The 19,470-nt window shown below is 43.3% G+C and carries 11 protein-coding genes and 2 rRNA genes; 12 read left to right on the top strand and 1 reads right to left on the bottom strand.

Annotated features, from left to right (window positions below):
- Window positions 1–58 precede the first annotated feature (58 nt).
- The 11 genes from ACYQ0C_RS11615 to glgP all read left to right on the top strand — a co-directional run bounded on the left by ACYQ0C_RS11615 (window position 59) and on the right by glgP (window position 15,878).
- Window positions 59–2,944: ribosomal RNA gene (locus ACYQ0C_RS11615) — 23S ribosomal RNA — on the top strand.
- Window positions 2,945–3,023: 79 nt separating this feature from the next.
- A 5S ribosomal RNA gene (rrf, locus tag ACYQ0C_RS11610) occupies window positions 3,024–3,134 on the top strand.
- A 471-nt stretch (window positions 3,135–3,605) separates the two neighbouring features.
- Window positions 3,606–4,196 (top strand): hypothetical protein, encoded by a 591-nt coding sequence (locus tag ACYQ0C_RS11605; protein ID WP_016277666.1) that lies wholly within the window; start codon window positions 3,606–3,608, stop codon window positions 4,194–4,196.
- Window positions 4,197–4,205: 9 nt separating this feature from the next.
- Window positions 4,206–5,042 (top strand): DUF2764 domain-containing protein, encoded by an 837-nt coding sequence (locus ACYQ0C_RS11600; RefSeq protein ID WP_016277665.1) that lies wholly within the window; start codon window positions 4,206–4,208, stop codon window positions 5,040–5,042.
- Window positions 5,043–5,060: 18 nt separating this feature from the next.
- The gene (locus ACYQ0C_RS11595) at window positions 5,061–6,815 is read left to right on the top strand and encodes a V-type ATP synthase subunit A (RefSeq protein WP_016277664.1); all 1,755 of its coding nucleotides are present in this window, start codon (window positions 5,061–5,063) and stop codon (window positions 6,813–6,815) included.
- Window positions 6,816–6,933: 118 nt separating this feature from the next.
- Window positions 6,934–8,256, top strand: coding sequence for a V-type ATP synthase subunit B (locus ACYQ0C_RS11590; RefSeq protein ID WP_007843366.1), 1,323 nt, complete (start codon window positions 6,934–6,936; stop codon window positions 8,254–8,256).
- A gap of 14 nt (window positions 8,257–8,270) precedes the next feature.
- Entirely contained in the window at window positions 8,271–8,876 is a 606-nt protein-coding gene (locus tag ACYQ0C_RS11585) for a V-type ATP synthase subunit D (protein WP_016277663.1), read from the top strand.
- Window positions 8,873–10,693 (top strand): V-type ATP synthase subunit I, encoded by a 1,821-nt coding sequence (locus ACYQ0C_RS11580; RefSeq protein WP_016277662.1) that lies wholly within the window; start codon window positions 8,873–8,875, stop codon window positions 10,691–10,693. Before ACYQ0C_RS11585 ends, ACYQ0C_RS11580 begins: the two co-directional genes overlap by 4 nt.
- A gap of 203 nt (window positions 10,694–10,896) precedes the next feature.
- On the top strand, window positions 10,897–11,361 hold the full coding sequence (locus tag ACYQ0C_RS11575; RefSeq protein WP_005839531.1) for a V-type ATP synthase subunit K: 465 nt from the start codon (window positions 10,897–10,899) through the stop codon (window positions 11,359–11,361).
- 253 nt (window positions 11,362–11,614) lie between these two features.
- Window positions 11,615–13,285, top strand: a complete 1,671-nt coding sequence (locus ACYQ0C_RS11570; RefSeq protein ID WP_016277661.1) for a glycosyltransferase — start codon at window positions 11,615–11,617, stop codon at window positions 13,283–13,285.
- 28 nt (window positions 13,286–13,313) lie between these two features.
- Entirely contained in the window at window positions 13,314–15,878 is a 2,565-nt protein-coding gene (glgP, locus tag ACYQ0C_RS11565; RefSeq protein ID WP_016277660.1) for an alpha-glucan family phosphorylase, read from the top strand.
- Window positions 15,879–16,104: 226 nt separating this feature from the next.
- Here the strand turns inward: glgP and ACYQ0C_RS11560 are convergent, their stop codons facing one another.
- Window positions 16,105–17,196, bottom strand: a complete 1,092-nt coding sequence (locus tag ACYQ0C_RS11560) for a TlpA disulfide reductase family protein (RefSeq protein ID WP_032942040.1) — start codon at window positions 17,194–17,196, stop codon at window positions 16,105–16,107.
- Window positions 17,197–17,392: 196 nt separating this feature from the next.
- On the opposite strand from ACYQ0C_RS11560, the gene ACYQ0C_RS11555 reads away from it, so the two are divergent.
- Window positions 17,393–19,435, top strand: a complete 2,043-nt coding sequence (locus ACYQ0C_RS11555; protein ID WP_016277658.1) for a PAS domain-containing sensor histidine kinase — start codon at window positions 17,393–17,395, stop codon at window positions 19,433–19,435.
- Window positions 19,436–19,470: the final 35 nt, after the last annotated feature.

Here is a 19,470-nt window from a genome sequence, read left to right as displayed (position 1 = left end):
AGTAAAGAGCTAGAAGTATATATCATCCCGCCGACATGCAAGTGTCAGCGAATGGATAAAGAAAGTAAGCAAGGGCGCATGGCGGATGCCTTGGCTCTCGGAGGCGATGAAGGACGTGATAAGCTGCGACAAGCTTCGGGGAGGTGCAAATAACCTTTGATCCGAAGATTTCCGAATGGGACAACCCAATATCCTGAAGGGATATTATCCTACTTAGTAGGAGGCTAACGCAGGGAACTGAAACATCTTAGTACCTGCAGGAAAAGAAAATAAACAATGATTCCCCAAGTAGTGGCGAGCGAACGGGGAAGAGCCCAAACCATCCATGTTACGGCATGTGTGGGGTTGTAGGACTACGATATCGGACGAAAGCTGATGAAAAGAATGATCTGGAAAGTTCAACCATAGAGCATGAAAGTTGCGTATTTGAAGTCAGCCGAACCGTAGTAGTATCCTGAGTAGCGCGGAGCACGAGGAATTCTGCGTGAATCTGCCGGGACCATCCGGTAAGGCTAAATACTCCCGAGAGACCGATAGCGAACCAGTACCGTGAGGGAAAGGTGAAAAGCACTTCGAACAGAAGAGTGAAACAGTCCCTGAAACCGTGCGCCTACAAGCGGTCGGAGCAGCTTGAGCTGTGACGGCGTGCCTTTTGCATAATGAACCTACGAGTTGCCGTTGCCGGCAAGGTTAAGGGTGATGACACCCGAAGCCGAAGCGAAAGCGAGTCTGAATAGGGCGCCTGAGTCGGCAGTGGCAGACGCGAAACCAAGTGATCTACCCTTGACCAGGTTGAAGGCTGGGTAACACCAGCTGGAGGACCGAACCAATAAGCGTTGAAAAGCTTCTGGATGAGTTGAGGGTAGGGGTGAAAGGCTAATCAAACTTGGAGATAGCTCGTACTCCCCGAAATGCATTTAGGTGCAGCCTTGCGGGTTACTGATGTGAGGTAGAGCGACTGATAAGATGCGAGGGCTTCACCGCCTATCAAGTCTTGACAAACTCCGAATGCGCATCAGTCCTACCGCAGGAGTGAGGGCATGGGTGCTAAGGTCCGTGCCCGAGAGGAGAAGAATCCGGACCACCTGCTAAGGTCCCGAAATGACAGCTAAGTTAAACTAACGAAGTCGGACTGCCATGACAGCTAGGATGTTGGCTTGGAAGCAGCCATTCATTTAAAGAGTGCGTAACAGCTCACTAGTCGAGGAGTCCGGCGTGGATAATAATCGGGTATGAAGTTGTCTACCGAAGCAGTGGGATCATGTAAATGATCGGTAGGGGAGCATTCCACCCGGCGTCGAAGGCGTACCGTGAGGTATTCTGGAGCGTGTGGAAAAGCAAATGTAGGTATAAGTAACGATAAAGCAGGTGAGAAACCTGCTCGCCGCAAGACCAAGGTTTCCTGATCAACGCTAATCGGATCAGGGTCAGTCGGGTCCTAAGGCTCAGCCGAACGGCGAGGCCGATGGCAGAAACGGTTAATATTCCGTTACTACCTTTACGGGCGATGTGGAGACGCAGAAGTGACAGTGCCGCCATCTGACGGAATAGATGGTTGAAGGGTGTAGAAGCTGATCGTGGCAGGCAAATCCACCACGTGATTCGAACCTGAGAGTATGCCGCGTCCTCCGGGACAAGGCAATAGCGCACGTAAGCATACTGCCGAGAAAATCCGCTAAGCTATACCGTAAAGGTACCCGTACCGTAAACGGACACACGTGGTCGGGATGAATATTCTAAGGCGCTTGAGTGATTCACGGTTAAGGAACTAGGCAAACTGACCCTGTAACTTCGGGATAAAGGGTCCCTCCTCGCAAGAGAGGGCGCAGAGAATAGGTCCAGGCAACTGTTTAACAAAAACACAGGGCTGTGCGAAATCGAAAGATCCGGTATACAGCCTGACACCTGCCCGGTGCTGGAAGGTTAAGAGGAGACGTCATCGCAAGAGAAGCGTTGAATTGAAGCCCCAGTAAACGGCGGCCGTAACTATAACGGTCCTAAGGTAGCGAAATTCCTTGTCGGGTAAGTTCCGACCTGCACGAATGGTGTAATGATCTGGACGCTGTCTCAACCGTGAGCTCAGTGAAATTGTAGTATCGGTGAAGATGCCGATTACCCGCGATGGGACGAAAAGACCCCGTGAACCTTTACTATAGCTTATCATTGAATTTGGGCACGTGATGTGTAGGATAGGTCGGAGGCTTTGAAGCAGGTACGCCAGTATTTGTGGAGCCGCTGTTGAAATACGACCCTTCATTTGTTTGAGTTCTAACTCGTGATGCGAGGACACTGATTGGTGGGTAGTTTGACTGGGGTGGTCGCCTCCAAAAGTGTAACGGAGGCTTCTAAAGGTGCCCTCACGGCGATTGGTAACCGCCGGGAGAGTGTAATGGCATAAGGGCGCTTGACTGGGAGACTCACAAGTCGAGCAGGTAGGAAACTAGAGCATAGTGATCCGGTGTTTCCGTATGGAAGGGACATCGCTCAAAGGATAAAAGGTACTCCGGGGATAACAGGCTGATCCCTCCCAAGAGCTCATATCGACGGAGTGGTTTGGCACCTCGATGTCGGCTCGTCACATCCTGGGGCTGGAGAAGGTCCCAAGGGTTGGGCTGTTCGCCCATTAAAGTGGCACGCGAGCTGGGTTCAGAACGTCGTGAGACAGTTCGGTCTCTATCTATCGTGGGCGTATGAAATTTGCGTGGCTCTGACACTAGTACGAGAGGACCGTGTTGGACTGACCTCTGGTTTACCGGTTGTGCCGCCAGGTGCATCGCCGGGTATCCAAGTCGGGATCGGATAAGTGCTGAAAGCATCTAAGTACGAAGCCGGCCACAAGATTAGATTTCTCAGGGTCGTTGCAGACGACGACGTTGATAGGATGCAGGTGTAAAGATGGAGACATCAAAGCCGAGCATTACTAATTGCCCGTCCACTTTCTTTATATGTGGATGGTGTATACCTTTAGCATTGTTGCTACGAATTGAAATTACGATAACAGCTTATCAATATGTCAACCTTATTCAGGTGGCTATAGCGTGAGGGTTCCACCTCTTCCCATTCCGAACAGAGAAGTTAAGCCTCACCACGCCGATGGTACTGCGTCACAGTGGGAGAGTAGGTAGCCGCCGTTTTACAGAACTCCTCCGGAACAATCAAGTTCCGGAGGAGTTTTTTTGTTATGTACGCCCGGTAAAATCCCACCGGACGGATGCGTTGCATCCTGCTCCGGAGGCTGTCCGGACGGATGGTATGTTCGACATGAGTATTATCTAACGGTTGCAACTCCCTGACAGCCATCGGTAGTGGCTCGCCTGCAAAATCATGGAGGACGGCCGTCTCTCTTAAGATTGCTTTTTCTTTGGACAGACTCATCTCTAGAAGCTCCCTTGATGCGTCAGGCTTTTTCATCGGGAAGCTTGGGGCGTTTCTAATCCTATGTTTTGTAACATGAATATGGTGCATTTTTCTTTTTTTGTAGTACTTTTAGTGTAAATTCTATCATTAAATTCTTTTTCTATCATTGATTTTTGTACTTTTGGACAATTCTTTTTGAATTTATTGAAGAAAGAACGTGTTAAACTCAAAAAATATCTTCTAAGAATATGGAAAATAAAATTCAGGAACTTACCGATAAGATTTATCGTGAAGGTGTGGAAAAAGGAAACGAAGAAGCACAGCGACTTATCAGTAGTGCCCGCGATGAAGCAGCGAAAATTGTAGAGGAAGCCCGTAAGGAGGCTGAATCTGTTCTTGCTGCAGCTCGGAAAACGGCAAAAGAAACTGCCGAAAATACACAATCAGAGATTAAGTTGTTTGCCGGACAAGCAGTGAATGCACTGAAGACTGAAATTACTACTTTGCTGACAAATGAGGTTGTAAGCAAGGCTGTAAAAGGCTTTGTGGCAGACAAGGAGTATCTGAATAAATTTATAGTGTCATTAGCTGCCCAATGGTCTGCCAACGAATCTATCGTTATCTCTACCACAAACGCCGAAGAACTTAAGAAATATTTTGCAGCGAATGCAAAAGCTTTGTTGGATAAAGGAGTGAGAATAGAACAAGTGAATGGAACGAAGGCACTTTTTACTATTTCACCGGCTGACGGTTCTTACAAAGTGAACTTCGGTGAAGAGGAATTTGAAAATTATTTCAAAGACTTCCTCCGTCCTCAATTAGTAGAAATGTTGTTTTAAAACGGGACTATGACAAATTATTATTGCCTGGTAGCCGGTTTGCCGGATCTTTCGTTGGAGGATGGCAAATTGAACTATACAGTGGCCAATTTTAAATCGGAAATCTATTCGGAATTATCGGAAAAGGATAGAAAGTTGATCGACTTGTTCTATCTGAAATTCGATAACGCCAACCTGCTGAAACTGCTGAAAGATAAGGAAGCGGTCACAGGATCTGAAGGGAATTATTCCCCTGATGAGTTATTGGCGCTTATCACTTCAGTGCGTGAAGGCGATGCTCCGGATAAGAGATATCCATCTTACCTTTATGAATTTATTACTGCTTACCTGGCTCTTTCCGCTGAGGAACTTTATCGTGCGGAAGATATGTTGTCTGCATATTATTATGCGTATGCCATGAACTGCGGTAATCAATTTGTTTCCTCTTGGTTTGAATTTAATCTGAATATCAATAATATACTGGCTGCCTTGGCTGCGCGTAAATATAGAATGGACGTGTCTCAGGCGGTAGTGGGCAAGACGGATGTGAGTGAGATGATCCGTACATCGAATGCCCGTGATTTCGGCTTGACCGAGATGCTGGAATATTTTGAGCCGGTACTCCGTATCAGCGAGATTGAAGAACTGGTGGAAAGGGAAAAGAAGATAGATTTGTTGAAATGGAACTGGATGGAAGACGCTGTCTTCTTCAACTATTTTACAGTGGAACGGATTTTCGTATTCTTGTTGAAACTGGAAATGATTGGCCGTTGGATTTCTATGGATAAGGAAAAGGGAAGCGAGCTGTTCCGTCAGATTATTGACAAACTGAAGGACGAGGTAAAGATTCCCGCAGAATTCAGATAATAAACAGATTAAAGATATATGGCAACAAAAGGAACTGTTAGTGGCGTAATTGCCAACATGGTTACTCTTACCGTTGACGGGCCGGTGGCTCAGAATGAGATTTGCTACATTCTGACTGGTGGAGATCGGTTGATGGCGGAGGTTATTAAGGTGGTAGGCAGCAATGTGTATGTGCAGGTGTTTGAAAGTACACGTGGACTGAAAGTGGGTGCCGAAGCCGAATTTACGGGACACATGCTTGAAGTGACTCTAGGACCGGGCATGTTGTCCAAAAATTATGACGGTCTGCAGAATGACCTCGATAAAATGGACGGAGTGTTCTTGAAACGTGGACAATACACGTATCCATTGGATAAAGAAAAAGCATGGCACTTTGTACCGTTGGTGAAGGTGGGTGATGAAGTGGGCCCTTCGGCTTGGTTGGGTCAGGTGGATGAGAATTTCCAACCGTTGAAGATTATGGTACCGTTTCAGTTGATGGGTACCTATAAAGTAAAATCGATTGTACCCGAAGGCGATTACACTATTGAAGATACAGTAGTGGTTCTGACGGATGAGGAAGGGAAAGACATTCCTGTAAATATGATTCAGAAGTGGCCGGTAAAGAAGGCTATGACTAATTATAAAGAAAAACCACGTCCTTATAAGCTACTGGAAACTGGTGTCCGTGTCATTGATACGGTAAATCCCATTGTAGAAGGTGGTACGGGATTTATTCCCGGCCCGTTCGGAACAGGGAAAACGGTGCTTCAGCACGCCATCTCCAAGCAGGCGGAGGCGGATATTGTAATTATCGCAGCATGTGGTGAACGTGCAAACGAGGTCGTGGAGATATTTACAGAGTTTCCCGAACTGGTAGATCCGCATACAGGACGTAAGCTGATGGAACGTACTATCATTATCGCTAATACTTCGAACATGCCGGTGGCTGCTCGTGAAGCTTCTGTATATACAGCCATGACCCTTTCCGAATATTATCGTGCCATGGGATTGAAGGTCTTGTTGATGGCTGACTCCACTTCCCGTTGGGCGCAGGCTTTGCGTGAGATGTCCAACCGTATGGAAGAGCTACCCGGTCCGGACGCTTTCCCGATGGATATCTCGGCTATTATTTCCAACTTCTACGGACGTGCGGGATATGTGCATCTGAATAATGGTGAAACCGGTTCCATTACTTTTATCGGTACCGTGTCTCCGGCAGGCGGTAACTTGAAGGAGCCTGTAACCGAGAACACCAAGAAGGTGGCCCGTTGTTTTTATGCTCTGGAGCAGGAACGTGCTGACAGAAAGCGTTATCCGGCAGTGAATCCTATTGATTCTTATTCAAAATATCTGGAATATCCTGAATTTGAGGAATATATCGCCAAACGTATTAATGGCGAATGGATTGGTAAGGTGAACGAAATCAAGACAAGATTGTTGCGTGGTAAGGAAATTGCCGAACAGATTAATATCTTGGGTGATGACGGTGTACCTGTAGAATATCACGTAATATTTTGGAAATCAGAACTGATTGACTTTGTAATTCTGCAACAGGATGCTTTTGATGAAGTAGATTCTGTGACTCCGATGGAACGTCAGGAAGATATACTGAACATGGTTATCGATATCTGTCATACGGAATTCAAGTTTGATACGTTTCTTGAAGTGATGGATTACTTCAAGAAGATGATCAACCTCTGCAAACAGATGAACTATGCTAAATATAAATCTGAACAGTATGAGGATTTCAAGAAGCAGTTGCAGGACTTGGTTGCCGAGAGAAGCGTCTGATTTAATGTACCATTTATCATGCACAATGTACTATGGGCCGTTCGGTGTGTATTTGTGAATGGTAATTGGGAAGAAGAGAAAAATGTAAATTGTAAATTGCTAAATTGTAAATAAATAAATGGCAACAAAAGCATTTCAAAAGATATATACTAAGATCAGCCAAATTACCAAAGCGACCTGTTCGCTGAAAGCGTCAGGAGTGGGCTATGATGAACTGGCTATGGTTAATGGGAAGTTGGCCCAGGTGGTAAAAATCATGGGTGACGAAGTGACTTTGCAGGTGTTCGAGGGTACGGAAGGTATCCCGACCAATGCCGAAGTTGTATTTTTGGGCAAGTCGCCTACGTTGAAAGTGAGCGAACAGTTGGCCGGACGTTTCTTCAACGCCTTTGGTGACCCGATTGACGGAGGGCCGGAAATTGAAGGGCAGGAAGTGCCTATTGGCGGTCCGTCTGTGAATCCGGTACGCCGCAAGCAGCCGTCGGAACTGATTGCGACCGGTATTGCCGGTATCGACTTGAACAATACATTGGTGTCAGGGCAGAAGATTCCGTTCTTTGCCGATCCTGACCAGCCGTTCAACCAGGTGATGGCCAATGTGGCATTGCGTGCCGAAACCGACAAGATTATTTTGGGCGGTATGGGCATGACCAATGATGACTACTTGTATTTTAAGAACGTGTTCTCTAATGCTGGTGCGCTCGATCGTATCATCAGTTTCGTGAATACTACGGAAAACCCGCCGGTAGAACGTCTGTTGATTCCGGATATGGCGTTGACGGCAGCTGAATATTTTGCAGTGGAACACAACCAGAAAGTATTGGTGTTGTTGACAGATATGACCAGTTATGCTGATGCGCTGGCTATCGTTTCCAACCGTATGGACCAGATTCCGTCGAAGGACTCCATGCCGGGTTCTCTTTATTCGGATTTGGCAAAGATATACGAAAAGGCGGTGCAGTTCCCGGCAGGGGGGTCCATTACCATTATTGCGGTAACAACATTGAGCGGTGGGGATATTACCCATGCGGTTCCTGATAATACAGGTTATATCACCGAAGGTCAATTGTTCCTGCGCCGTGACAGTGATATCGGTAAGGTTATCGTTGACCCGTTCCGCTCATTGTCTCGTTTGAAACAGCTCGTTAGTGGTAAGAAAACCCGTAAGGATCATCCGCAGGTAATGAATGCTGCGGTACGTCTGTATGCCGATGCAGCCAATGCTAAGACAAAGATGGAGAACGGTTTCGACCTGACTAATTATGACGAACGTACTCTGGCATTTGCCAAGGATTATGCCAATCAATTGCTGGCTATTGATGTGAATCTGGATACCACTGAAATGTTGGATGTTACATGGGGATTGTTCAGCAAATACTTTAAGCCGGAAGAAGTCAATATCAAGAAAGAATTGGTTGACCAGCACTGGAAAAAACAATAAATTAATGAAGAAACATGGCAATAAAGTTTCAATATAACAAGACCTCGCTACAACAGCTTGAGAAGCAGCTCAAGGTCCGTGTGCGCACGCTTCCTATTATTAAAAATAAGGAAAGCGCTCTTCGCATGGAAGTGAAGAGATGCAAGACGGAAGCTGCAGGGTTGGAGGAAAGGCTTGAACTACAGATTCAGGCATACGAGGCCATGTTCGCACTTTGGAATGAATTTGATGCTTCATTAATTAAAGTGAGTGACGTTCATTTGGGCATAAAGAAGATTGCCGGTGTACGGGTTCCGTTATTGGAAAACGTGGATTTCGATATTCGTCCCTATAGTTTGTTCAACAGCCCGAAATGGTATTCCGATGGAATACATTTATTGAAAGGACTGGCGCAGACTGCTATTGAAAGGGAATTTATGCTTGCCAAACTGAACCTGCTGGAACATGCGCGTAAAAAAACGACTCAGAAAGTGAATCTTTTTGAGAAGGTGCAGATACCCGGATACCAGGACGCTTTGCGAAAGATTAAACGATTTATGGAGGATGAGGAGAACTTGTCCAAGTCATCGCAGAAGATTCTGAAATCCATTCAAGAGAAAAGAAAGGAGGCAGAGGCATGATTACAAAAATGAAGAAGTTGACTTTCCTTATCTATCATAAGGAGTATGACCGGTTCTTGCAAAACATCCGGGACCTGGGGGTAGTCCATGTAGCGGAGAAAGCACAGGGGACAGCAGAGAATACCGAACTTCAAGAGAGCATCCGTCTGTCTAACCGTTATACATCAGCCATCAAGTTCCTGCAGGCATTCAATGCTGAGCTGAAAGAACAGAATGGTGATGCAGTTTGTGGAGAGAAGGCTTTGGAGGAAGTGGAAGCTCTTCAACTGGAAAAGACCCAGTTGCAGCATCAGTTACAAGCTTGTGACAAGGAACGTGCTGCACTGGAGGTATGGGGTGACTTTGATCCTGCATCAGTGTCAAGACTACAAGATGCTGGGTATCAAGTGAATTTCTATATCTGTTCAGAGAAGAACTTTAACCAGGAATGGCTGGAAGCCTACCATGCTACGGAGATTAATCGCATTGGCTCGCGCATTTATTTCATCACTATTATCAGAAAAGGCTCACTGCCCGAGCTGGAGGTGGAATCAGCCAAACTGCCGGTGATGTCATTGAGCCAGCTGGCGGCACGATGTGAGGGTATGAAGCAAAAAATAAAAGATGTGGATGATAAATTGGCTGCCATAGCTGGAGAGAAGTTGCTTTCCTTGCAGGTTGCACAAGCAAATGTCCATTCGCAGATAGAATTCTCTAAAGTGGTGTTGAATACGGAACAGGCTGCGGACAACAAATTGATGTTGTTGCAAGGCTGGACTCCGGCTACGCAGGTTCCGGAGATTACCGATTTTCTGAACCAACAGGAAGTGTACTTTGAAATAGCTGACCCTACGTCGGAGGACAATGTACCTATTCAGTTGAACAATAAGGGATTCTTTCGTCTGTTTGAACCGATTATGAAGCTGTATATGCTTCCTAAATATAATGAACTGGATCTGACCCCGTTCTTCGCACCTTTCTTCATGCTTTTCTTTGGGCTGTGTCTGGGCGATTCGGGTTATGGGCTGTTCATGGTATTGGGGGTGACGGTTTACCGTATGTTGGCGAAGAATATCAGTGCTTCCATGAAGTCTATCCTGACTTTGGTACAGATTCTGGGGGCTTCTACTTTCTTCTGTGGTATGTTGACTGGTACATTCTTCGGATTCAATCTGTATGGTAATGACATTCCGTTCTTTAACAAAATGCGTGATTTGTTCTTCCTTGACAATCAGTGGATGTTCAACCTTTCATTGATTCTGGGGGCAGTACAGATTATTTTCGGTATGATATTGAAAGCGGCTAATCAAACCATTCAATTTGGATTGAAATATGCATTGTCAACTATCGGATGGATTATTGTATTGGTAAGTACAGCTTTGGCGTTCCTGTTGGGCGACACGATGCCGATGGGAGGAACTGTTCATTTGGTAATTTTAGGTATTGCCGGTGTACTGATCTTTTTGTTCAACAGTCCCGGAAAGAATATATTCCTCAATATCGGTTTGGGCTTGTGGGATTCCTATAACATGGCAACCGGTCTGTTGGGGGATATTCTTTCGTATGTGCGTCTGTTTGCATTAGGTCTTTCGGGTGGTATTCTAGCCAGCGTGTTCAACAGCCTGGCTGCCGGAATGAGTCCCGATAACGCAATAGCAGGTCCGATAGTGATGGTACTGATCTTCTTGATCGGTCATTCTATCAATATGTTTATGAATATATTGGGGGCGATGGTTCACCCGATGCGTCTTACTTTCGTAGAGTTCTTCAAGAATTCGGGTTACGAAGGAGGAGGCAAGGAGTATAAGCCTTTCCAGCGATTAAAAATTGAAAAATAAAAAAAGGAAGCTGTTTTGAGTGTTATTTGGCACAGTCATGAACTTTGCTGATTTCCGGATTGATTATTCATCAAGGCATGTTTTGAATAAAATGAAGTATTTGGAAACTGTTTGATGTTCTTTCGCCTCGGGATGGCAAAACAGTCTTTTTTAGGAGGAGTTTGATAAAATAAAGAATTTAAAAATTAAAAAATAGAAGAATTATGGAAATGAATTTATTGATTGCTTATGTAGGTATCGCAATTATGGTTGGTTTATCAGGTATCGGTAGTGCGTATGGTGTGACTATCGCAGGTAATGCATCTATCGGTGCATTGAAAAAGAACGATAGTGCATTCGGTAACTTTTTGGTGTTGACTGCACTTCCTGGTACACAGGGTCTGTATGGCTTTGCTGGTTATTTCATGTTCCAGAGCATTTTTGGTGTTCTGACTCCGGCTATTACAGGAATTCAAGCTGCTGCTGTATTAGGTTCCGGTATTGCCTTGGGACTTGTCGCTCTTTTCTCTGCTATCCGTCAGGGGCAGGTTTGCGCGAATGGTATCGCTGCTATTGGTCAAGGACATAACGTGTTTGGTAATACATTGATTTTAGCTGTTTTCCCTGAATTGTATGCTATTGTTGCTTTGGCTGCAACCTTCTTGATGGGATCTGCATTGGCTGCATAATCAGATTAGTTTTTTAATATAGGCGGTTATTTCCTGGTTTTATGGAAATAACCGCTTTTATTATTCTAATGTAAGACAGAACCTAAAAAAAGTTTATTATTGTAGTCGATATCAGTATTTTTTGTGACGATTGTTAGAACGAAATGATTGAATGTTAATTCAGAAGCTGTCTGAATAACATAAAGTTGCAAAAAAACTTTATTATCTCATTGAAAATATGTACCTTTGCGCCCGAATTAAGATTAGTTAATAGATGGCAAAAGAATTGTTAGCCCCTGATTATATCTTTGAAGCAAGCTGGGAGGTATGTAATAAAGTAGGGGGGATTTATACAGTGTTGTCCACCAGGGCAAAAACGCTGCAGGAAGCATTCAGAGACAAAGTCTTTTTCATAGGACCCGATTTTTGGGCAGGAAAGGAAAACCCTTTGTTCAGTGAAAACGAGAACCTTTGTGCGGCATGGCGTGAACATGCGTTGAAGAAAGACGGACTGAAAGTGCGTGTAGGACGCTGGAACATTCCGGGAGAGCCTATTGTTATATTGGTGGATTTTTATCCTTTCTTCTCTAAAAGAAATGAAATATATGGTCGGATGTGGGAAGATTTCAAAGTCGATTCACTTCATGCTTACGGAGATTATGATGAAGCGTCTATGTATTCTTATGCAGCCGGGAAAGTGGTTGAAAGCTTTTATCGTTTCAATTTGACTGAAAATGATAAAGTTATTTATCAGGCACACGAATGGATGACAGGTATGGGTGCCCTTTATTTGCAGAAATCGGTACCTGAAATTGCTACTATTTTTACTACTCACGCTACTTCTATAGGCCGGTCTATCGCCGGAAACAATAAACCTCTTTACGATTACTTATTCGCTTATAATGGCGACCAGATGGCTCGTGAACTTAATATGGAGGCAAAGCACTCTATTGAGAAGCAGACTGCGCATCATGTGGACTGTTTTACTACGGTCAGTGAAATTACCAACAATGAATGTAAGGAGTTGCTGGACAAACCAGCGGATGTGGTGCTGATGAATGGATTTGAGGATGATTTCGTTCCGCAAGGCCGTACATTTACTGCCAAGCGTAAGAAAGCTCGTTCTGCAATGTTGAATCTGGCTAATAAATTGCTTGGTTTGACGATGAGTGATGATACTCTTATTGTAGGCACAAGCGGTCGTTATGAGTTTAAAAATAAAGGTATCAACGTTTATTTGGAATCCTTGAACCGACTGACCCGAGATAAGAATTTGAAAAAAGAGGTGCTGGCATTTATTAATGTACCGGGTTGGGTAGGAGATCCTCGTGAGGATTTGGTGGAACGTCTGAAAAGCAAAGAGAATTTTACAACTCCGTTGGAATGTCCTTTTATCACACATTGGTTGCATAATATGAGTCATGATCAGGTACTTGATATGATGAAATATTTGGGTATGTCCAATTCGGCGGAATCTAAGGTAAAAGTAATATTTGTACCTTGTTATCTGGATGGAAAAGATGGTATTTTGGATCTGGAGTATTATGACTTGGTGTTGGGGAATGATTTGAGTGTTTATCCTTCCTATTATGAGCCTTGGGGTTATACACCGTTGGAAAGTGTGGCATTCCATGTGCCTACTATCACGACTGATCTGGCCGGATTTGGTTTGTGGGTAAACTCGTTGAAAGGCAGATATAGTGAGTTGAAGGATGGTGTGAAGGTTATTCATCGCTCGGATTATAACTATTCTGAAGTAGCGGATGTTATAAAGGACACTATATCGGAATTTTCGGGACTACCGGAAAATGTAATCAAGACTATGCGTAAAAATGCGGCGGAGATTGCTGAAAAGGCATTGTGGAAGCATTTTATCAAATATTATTATGAAGCTTATGATGTGGCATTGCGTAATGCACAGAAAAGGCTTATTATGAATAGCTAATTAATTATTAATAAATAATTTGAGAGACATGAAAATCAAAGTAAGTAATGCGAATACTCCTAATTGGAAGGAGGTTACAGTAAAATCACACATTCCTGAGGAACTGAAGAAGTTGGAGGAAATGGCTCGTAACATCTGGTGGGCATGGAATTATGAAGCGACAGATCTGTTTAGAGATTTAGATCCTGCAACCTGGAAAGAAGTGGGGCAGAATCCTGTTGCTTTATTGGAACGTTTGAGCTATGAAAAGCTGGAAGCATTGACCCAGGATAAGGTGATTGTAAAGCGCATGAATGACGTATATGCCAAATTCAAAGCTTATGTGGATACTAAGCCGGATAGCAAACGCCCTTCTGTTGCCTATTTCTGTATGGAGTATGGTTTGACACATGTTTTGAAAATCTATTCTGGTGGTCTGGGTATTTTGGCCGGTGACTACCTGAAAGAAGCATCAGACAGTAATGTAGATATGTGCGGTGTTGGCTTCTTATATCGTTATGGATATTTTAGCCAAAGCCTTTCAATGGATGGTCAGCAGATTGCTAACTATGAATCACAGAACTTCGGTAGTCTTCCTCTTGAACGCGTAATGGATGAAAACGGACAGCCGATGGTGGTTGATGTTCCTTATTTGAATTATTTCGTTCATGCATACGTATGGAAGGTGAATGTAGGACGTGTTCCTTTGTATTTGCTGGATACGGATAATGAAATGAACAGTGAGTTCGACCGTCCGATTACTTATCAGTTGTATGGCGGTGACTGGGAAAACCGTCTGAAACAAGAAATCTTGTTGGGTATCGGTGGCGTGTTGTTGCTGAAGAAACTGGGTATTAAGAAAGATGTTTATCATTGCAATGAAGGACATGCTGCATTGTGCAATGTACAGCGTTTGTGTGATTATGTAGAAGATGGCTTGACGTTTGAGCAAGCTTTGGAAGTAGTCCGTTCTTCTTCTCTATATACGGTTCATACTCCGGTTCCTGCCGGTCATGACTATTTTGATGAAGGTTTGTTTGGTAAATATATGGGGGGATACCCACAGCGCATGGGAATCACTTGGCAGGATCTGATGGACTTGGGCCGTATCAATCCGGGTGATGCAGGCGAACGTTTCTGTATGTCCACATTTGCTTGTAACACTTGTCAGGAAGTAAACGGCGTAAGCTGGTTGCATGGCAAGGTTTCTCAGGAGATGTTCTCTGGAATATGGAAAGGTTATTTCCCCGAAGAAAGTCATGTAGGTTATGTGACCAATGGTGTTCACTTCCCGACATGGAGTGCTACTGAATGGAAAAAATTATATGCCAAGCATTTTGCTCCTAACTTCTTGGAAGATCAGTCTAATGAGAAAATTTGGGAAGCTATCTATAATGTAGCTGATGAAGAAATTTGGGAAACTCGTATGGCTTTGAAGCATAAACTGGTTGACCATATCCGCAAGCAGTTCAGTGAAAGCTGGTTGAAGAACCAAGGTGATCCTTCACGCATTGTATCGCTGATGGAAAAGATTAATCCGAATGCATTATTGATTGGTTTTGCCCGTCGTTTCGCTACATACAAGCGTGCACATTTGCTGTTCACAGATATAGATCGTTTGGCTAAGATTGTGAACAATCCTGATTATCCGGTACAGTTCTTGTTTGCAGGTAAGGCTCATCCACATGATGGTGCAGGTCAGGGATTGATCAAGAAGATTGTGGAAATCTCCCGTCGTCCGGAATTCTTGGGTAAAATCATCTTCTTGGAAAATTATGATATGCAGTTAGCTCGCCGTTTGGTATCCGGTGTTGATATTTGGATGAACACTCCGACTCGTCCTTTGGAGGCTTCCGGTACATCAGGTGAGAAGGCTTTGATGAATGGTGTTGTAAACTTCTCAGTTCTTGACGGTTGGTGGCTGGAAGGCTATCGTGAAGGTGCAGGATGGGCGTTGACGGAAAAACGTACTTATCAGAACCAGGATCATCAAGATCAATTGGACGCTGCTACCATTTATAGCATTCTGGAAAATGAAATTCTGCCATTGTACTATGCACGTAACCGTAAGGGATACTCTGAAGGTTGGGTGAAGACTATCAAGAATTCTATCGCTCAGGTAGCCCCTCATTATACAATGAAACGTCAGTTGGACGATTATTACACTAAGTTCTATACTAAAGAAGCAAAGCGTTTTAAAGAATTAGTAGCTAATGATTATGCAAAGGCTAAGGAACTGGCTGCATGGAAAGAAAAAGTAGCAGAACTTTGGGATTCCATTGAAATTGTATCATGTGAAAAGACAGAAGAACTGACTAGCGGTAATATTGAAAGCGGAAAAGAATATACCATTACTTACGTTATTGATGAAAAGGGATTGGATGATGCTGTAGGCATTGAATTGGTTACTACTTTCACCAATGCGGAAGGTAAGGAGCATATCTATTCTGTAGAACCAATGGAAGTGATTAAGAAAGAAGGTAACTTGTATACATTCCAAGTTAAACATAGCTTGTCTAACTCTGGTAGTTTCAAGGTGGCATATCGTATGTTCCCGAAGAATGTTGATCTTCCTCATCGTCAGGATTTCTGCTATGTGCGTTGGTTCAACTAATCCTTGAATTAATATAACATTCATATTTAAAGAACTGTTTCCTTGAAAAGGAGGGGCAGTTCTTTTTCTATTGTGGTTGTTCAAGAATCCCATTGAATATTTTCATTCTAGGAGAGGTGCCATGAAAAGAGCTGTATGCTTGGGAGTGATAGAAACAGATATAAAAATAACCGATGTCTTTTTGGACACCGGCTATTTTATTTAGTGAATTATCTGTGCTGTCTTTTTATTTCAACAGTTCGTCCAGTTTGGCTTTGATGGCATCGCCACGAAGATTACGTGCTACAATGGTACCGTCCTGATCAACCAATACGGTAGCGGGAATTGAATTGACACCGTAAAGTTTGGCGCCTGCATTGTTCCAACCTTGTAAGTCAGACATTTGCGGCCATGTAATATTCAGAGTAGTGATAGCATCTTTCCACTTGTCTGCGTTCTCGTCCAGAGAAACACCTACAATACCGAACCCTTTATCTTTGAATGCTTTGTATGCTTCCACAACATTAGGCATTTCTTTACGGCAAGGTCCGCACCAGCTAGCCCAGAAGTCAATCAATGTATATTTGTTTTTGCTGATGAAATCGGACAGGCTTACTGTTTCACCTGCAGGAGTCTGCATAGAGAAATCAATGTACTTCTGGCCTACAGCCGTTTTTTCTGAGGTTTCAATATGGGCTTTCAGTTTGTTGATACGTTCATTGACCAATGCGGCGGGAACTTTTTCTACCAATGCTTTTTGTTTGTCAAGTTCGAATGCGCCTGCATAGGAAGGAAGCAGATAGACACCAACCGGATTGGTGATATTGGCTTCAATTGTTTGGTAAACCATATCCATGCCTACACTGTCTTTCTTTTCAATCTCAGCCATGATAGCTTCTACCTGCTCTTTTGTCAGGCTGGTGTCGCTTTGAGCTTTTTGGTACATTTCATTCATTTCCTTGCTTAAAGCCATGAAACCGTCTTTGAATTTCTGGTAAGCGTCATTATTAGGAGTACCCGAAACTTTGCTTTCCTTGCCCAAGGCTATATTGATATTTCCATTTTCAAGGAAAAGATCGGTAAAGTAACGCTTGTCACCTTTCATATAAGTGATATAGCGGTTTACAGCAGTATCCTGTTTTCCTGTGAATACGAAAGTTCCGCCTTTGACGATAGCGGAATCAAGTTTTACAAGGTCGCCCCCTGCATATTCCTGTAAATAGATAGTGTCGCCATCAGTGATGTCTTCTACTGAACCTGTAACCTTATAAGAAGGTGAATTCTGACATGCAACGAAAGCCATGCTTCCGGCAGCCAATAAATAAACTAATTTTTTCATTTTAATATGATTATAATTTGCACGCAAAGATAACTACTTAATTAATATGTTTGAGGAAAAAAGGTTTTTATTTTCAGAATGAAATTAAGAATCTATAGTTTTGCTTTGCTTTTTTTGAAAATAATGCATACACATTCAAATCCTTTGGCTATATTTGCACAAATCTATGGAATAAAAAGTATAATCCTATCGGCCAATGTTACTAATGACTATTATCCTGATTGTATTACTTTCTTTTGCATTAATCGGACTTATTGTAAAAGGGAGGGTTCAGAGTCGTAAAATAAAAACAGCGAAACAATTTCATGATGCAATATGGAATAATGCGCATGAGTTTATCTTCTTGATAGACGAGAACCTGCACGTAGTGAAGACAAACTATTATACCTTGTATCAACTACCTGTCAAAAAGGGCAGGATCTGTTTTGGTAAAATCCTGCAATGCAAGTATGCGCGGGGGCAGAAAAATTGCAATAACCATGAGCGGTGTGGTTCCTGTTTCATCCGGCATAAGGTAAAGGAATTGTTTGAGAACCACTCTTCTTTCAGCAACTTGGAATTGGTGATGGACATGCAGATTGCTTCACAGCCGTCGGGTATTTATAACATGGTTGTTTCGGGACGATATCTGTCCATGGAAAATAAGAATTACGTTATTTTGACCGTGCATGACATTAGTGAAGAGCGTGCGTTGAAGTCGTCTTTGCAACATAGCAACGAGAAATTTCTTTGTTTTTTTGATAATGTGACCGTTGGATGTGCTATTTGTGACAAGAATGGCAAGTTGGTGGAGGTGAATGATACTTATGTAAAATATATGGGCCTTTCCTCTAAAAAAGAGGCTGTGAATCAGCTTAATATTTATACCAATCCATGCATTAATCCGGAATTTAAAGAGATGATGAAAGCGGGTATTCCTGTATCGGGTGAAGTGAAATATGATTATGAAAAAATAAACAAGCATTATGTAAGGAGCTATCATGAGGATGTGCACTATTTTCGCTTTATCGTGAATTATATGCGGGATGCCGAAGGGGAAGTGGAGAATATTTTAATTATTTGGGTAGAGAACACGCTTATTCATAAGGCGCTTCGTCAAAATAACACGTTCCGTGAGATGATCACTTATGCTTCTTCTATTTCCAAAATAGGCTTCTGTTCTCTCAATCTGTTCAAGAGCGAGCAATTGGTGACTCCGGAATATTTAAAGAATCTGGGAGTGAAGGAAAACGTGGACTTGCGTGAGATCTTTTCTAATTTAGACCATATTCATCCTGATGACCGGAAACTTTTCCTTGAATATGTAAGGAAAGCCCGTTATGAGAAGATGGAGCCGTTGGAACGTAATATTCGTATTATGACGGACGGTGAATATCGTTGGTTGAAACAATATTTAATACAGCAGATTTTTGATCCGGAGAACAAAACTATTGTTCTGGCAGGAGTGAATGTGGATATTGATGCACAGAAACAAACGGAGGAAGCCTTGCGTGCCGCGAAAGAAAGCGCGGAAAGTTCTGACCGGTTGAAGTCTGCTTTTCTAGCGAATATGAGCCATGAGATACGTACCCCCTTGAATGCAATAGTTGGTTTTTCTAATTTATTGATAAATGCTGACAATAAGGACGATTTTGACAGCTTCAAACAGATTATAGAACAGAATAGCACCTTGCTGTTACAGTTGATCGGTGATATTCTGGATCTTTCGAAAATAGAATCGGGAACTTTGAAGTTTGTGTGGAGTGATGTGAATATTAATGCAATGTTGTACGATCTAGAGAAAGTGTTTCAATTACGGAACAAGAATAATCCGGAAGTGGAGATCAGGTTTGTACCTGGTATGAAGGACTGCGTGATTCGTACCGAGCGGCAACGCTTCATTCAAGTTATATCCAACTTGGTCACTAATGCGATGAAATTCACTACCCGGGGGAGCATTGTCATAGGTTATGAGCAACGGGAGGAGGAAATGTATTTTTATGTAAAAGATACAGGTTGCGGAATTCCTGAAGAGAAGCAGGGACAGGTATTTCAGCGCTTTGTGCAATTGGATACCTTCAAGCAGGGAGCCGGATTGGGACTTTCCATCTGTAGCAGTATCATCAAGATTATGGGAGGGCGGATCGGTGTTGACTCAGAGCAGGGAAAAGGCTCCACTTTCTGGTTTACGATTCCTCAAAAACCTGTCACTCTTCCTGCCGAAAGAAGAGAAATAGTACGCACAATGGAAAATTATTAGTCGGATGAATAAATATTACTTTATTTATGTCCTTC

This window comes from Phocaeicola sartorii JCM 17136 = DSM 21941 (assembly GCF_054653615.1).
The sequence above is the reverse complement of the archived record's forward strand: the minus strand, read 5'-3'. Positions and strand labels throughout refer to the sequence as shown.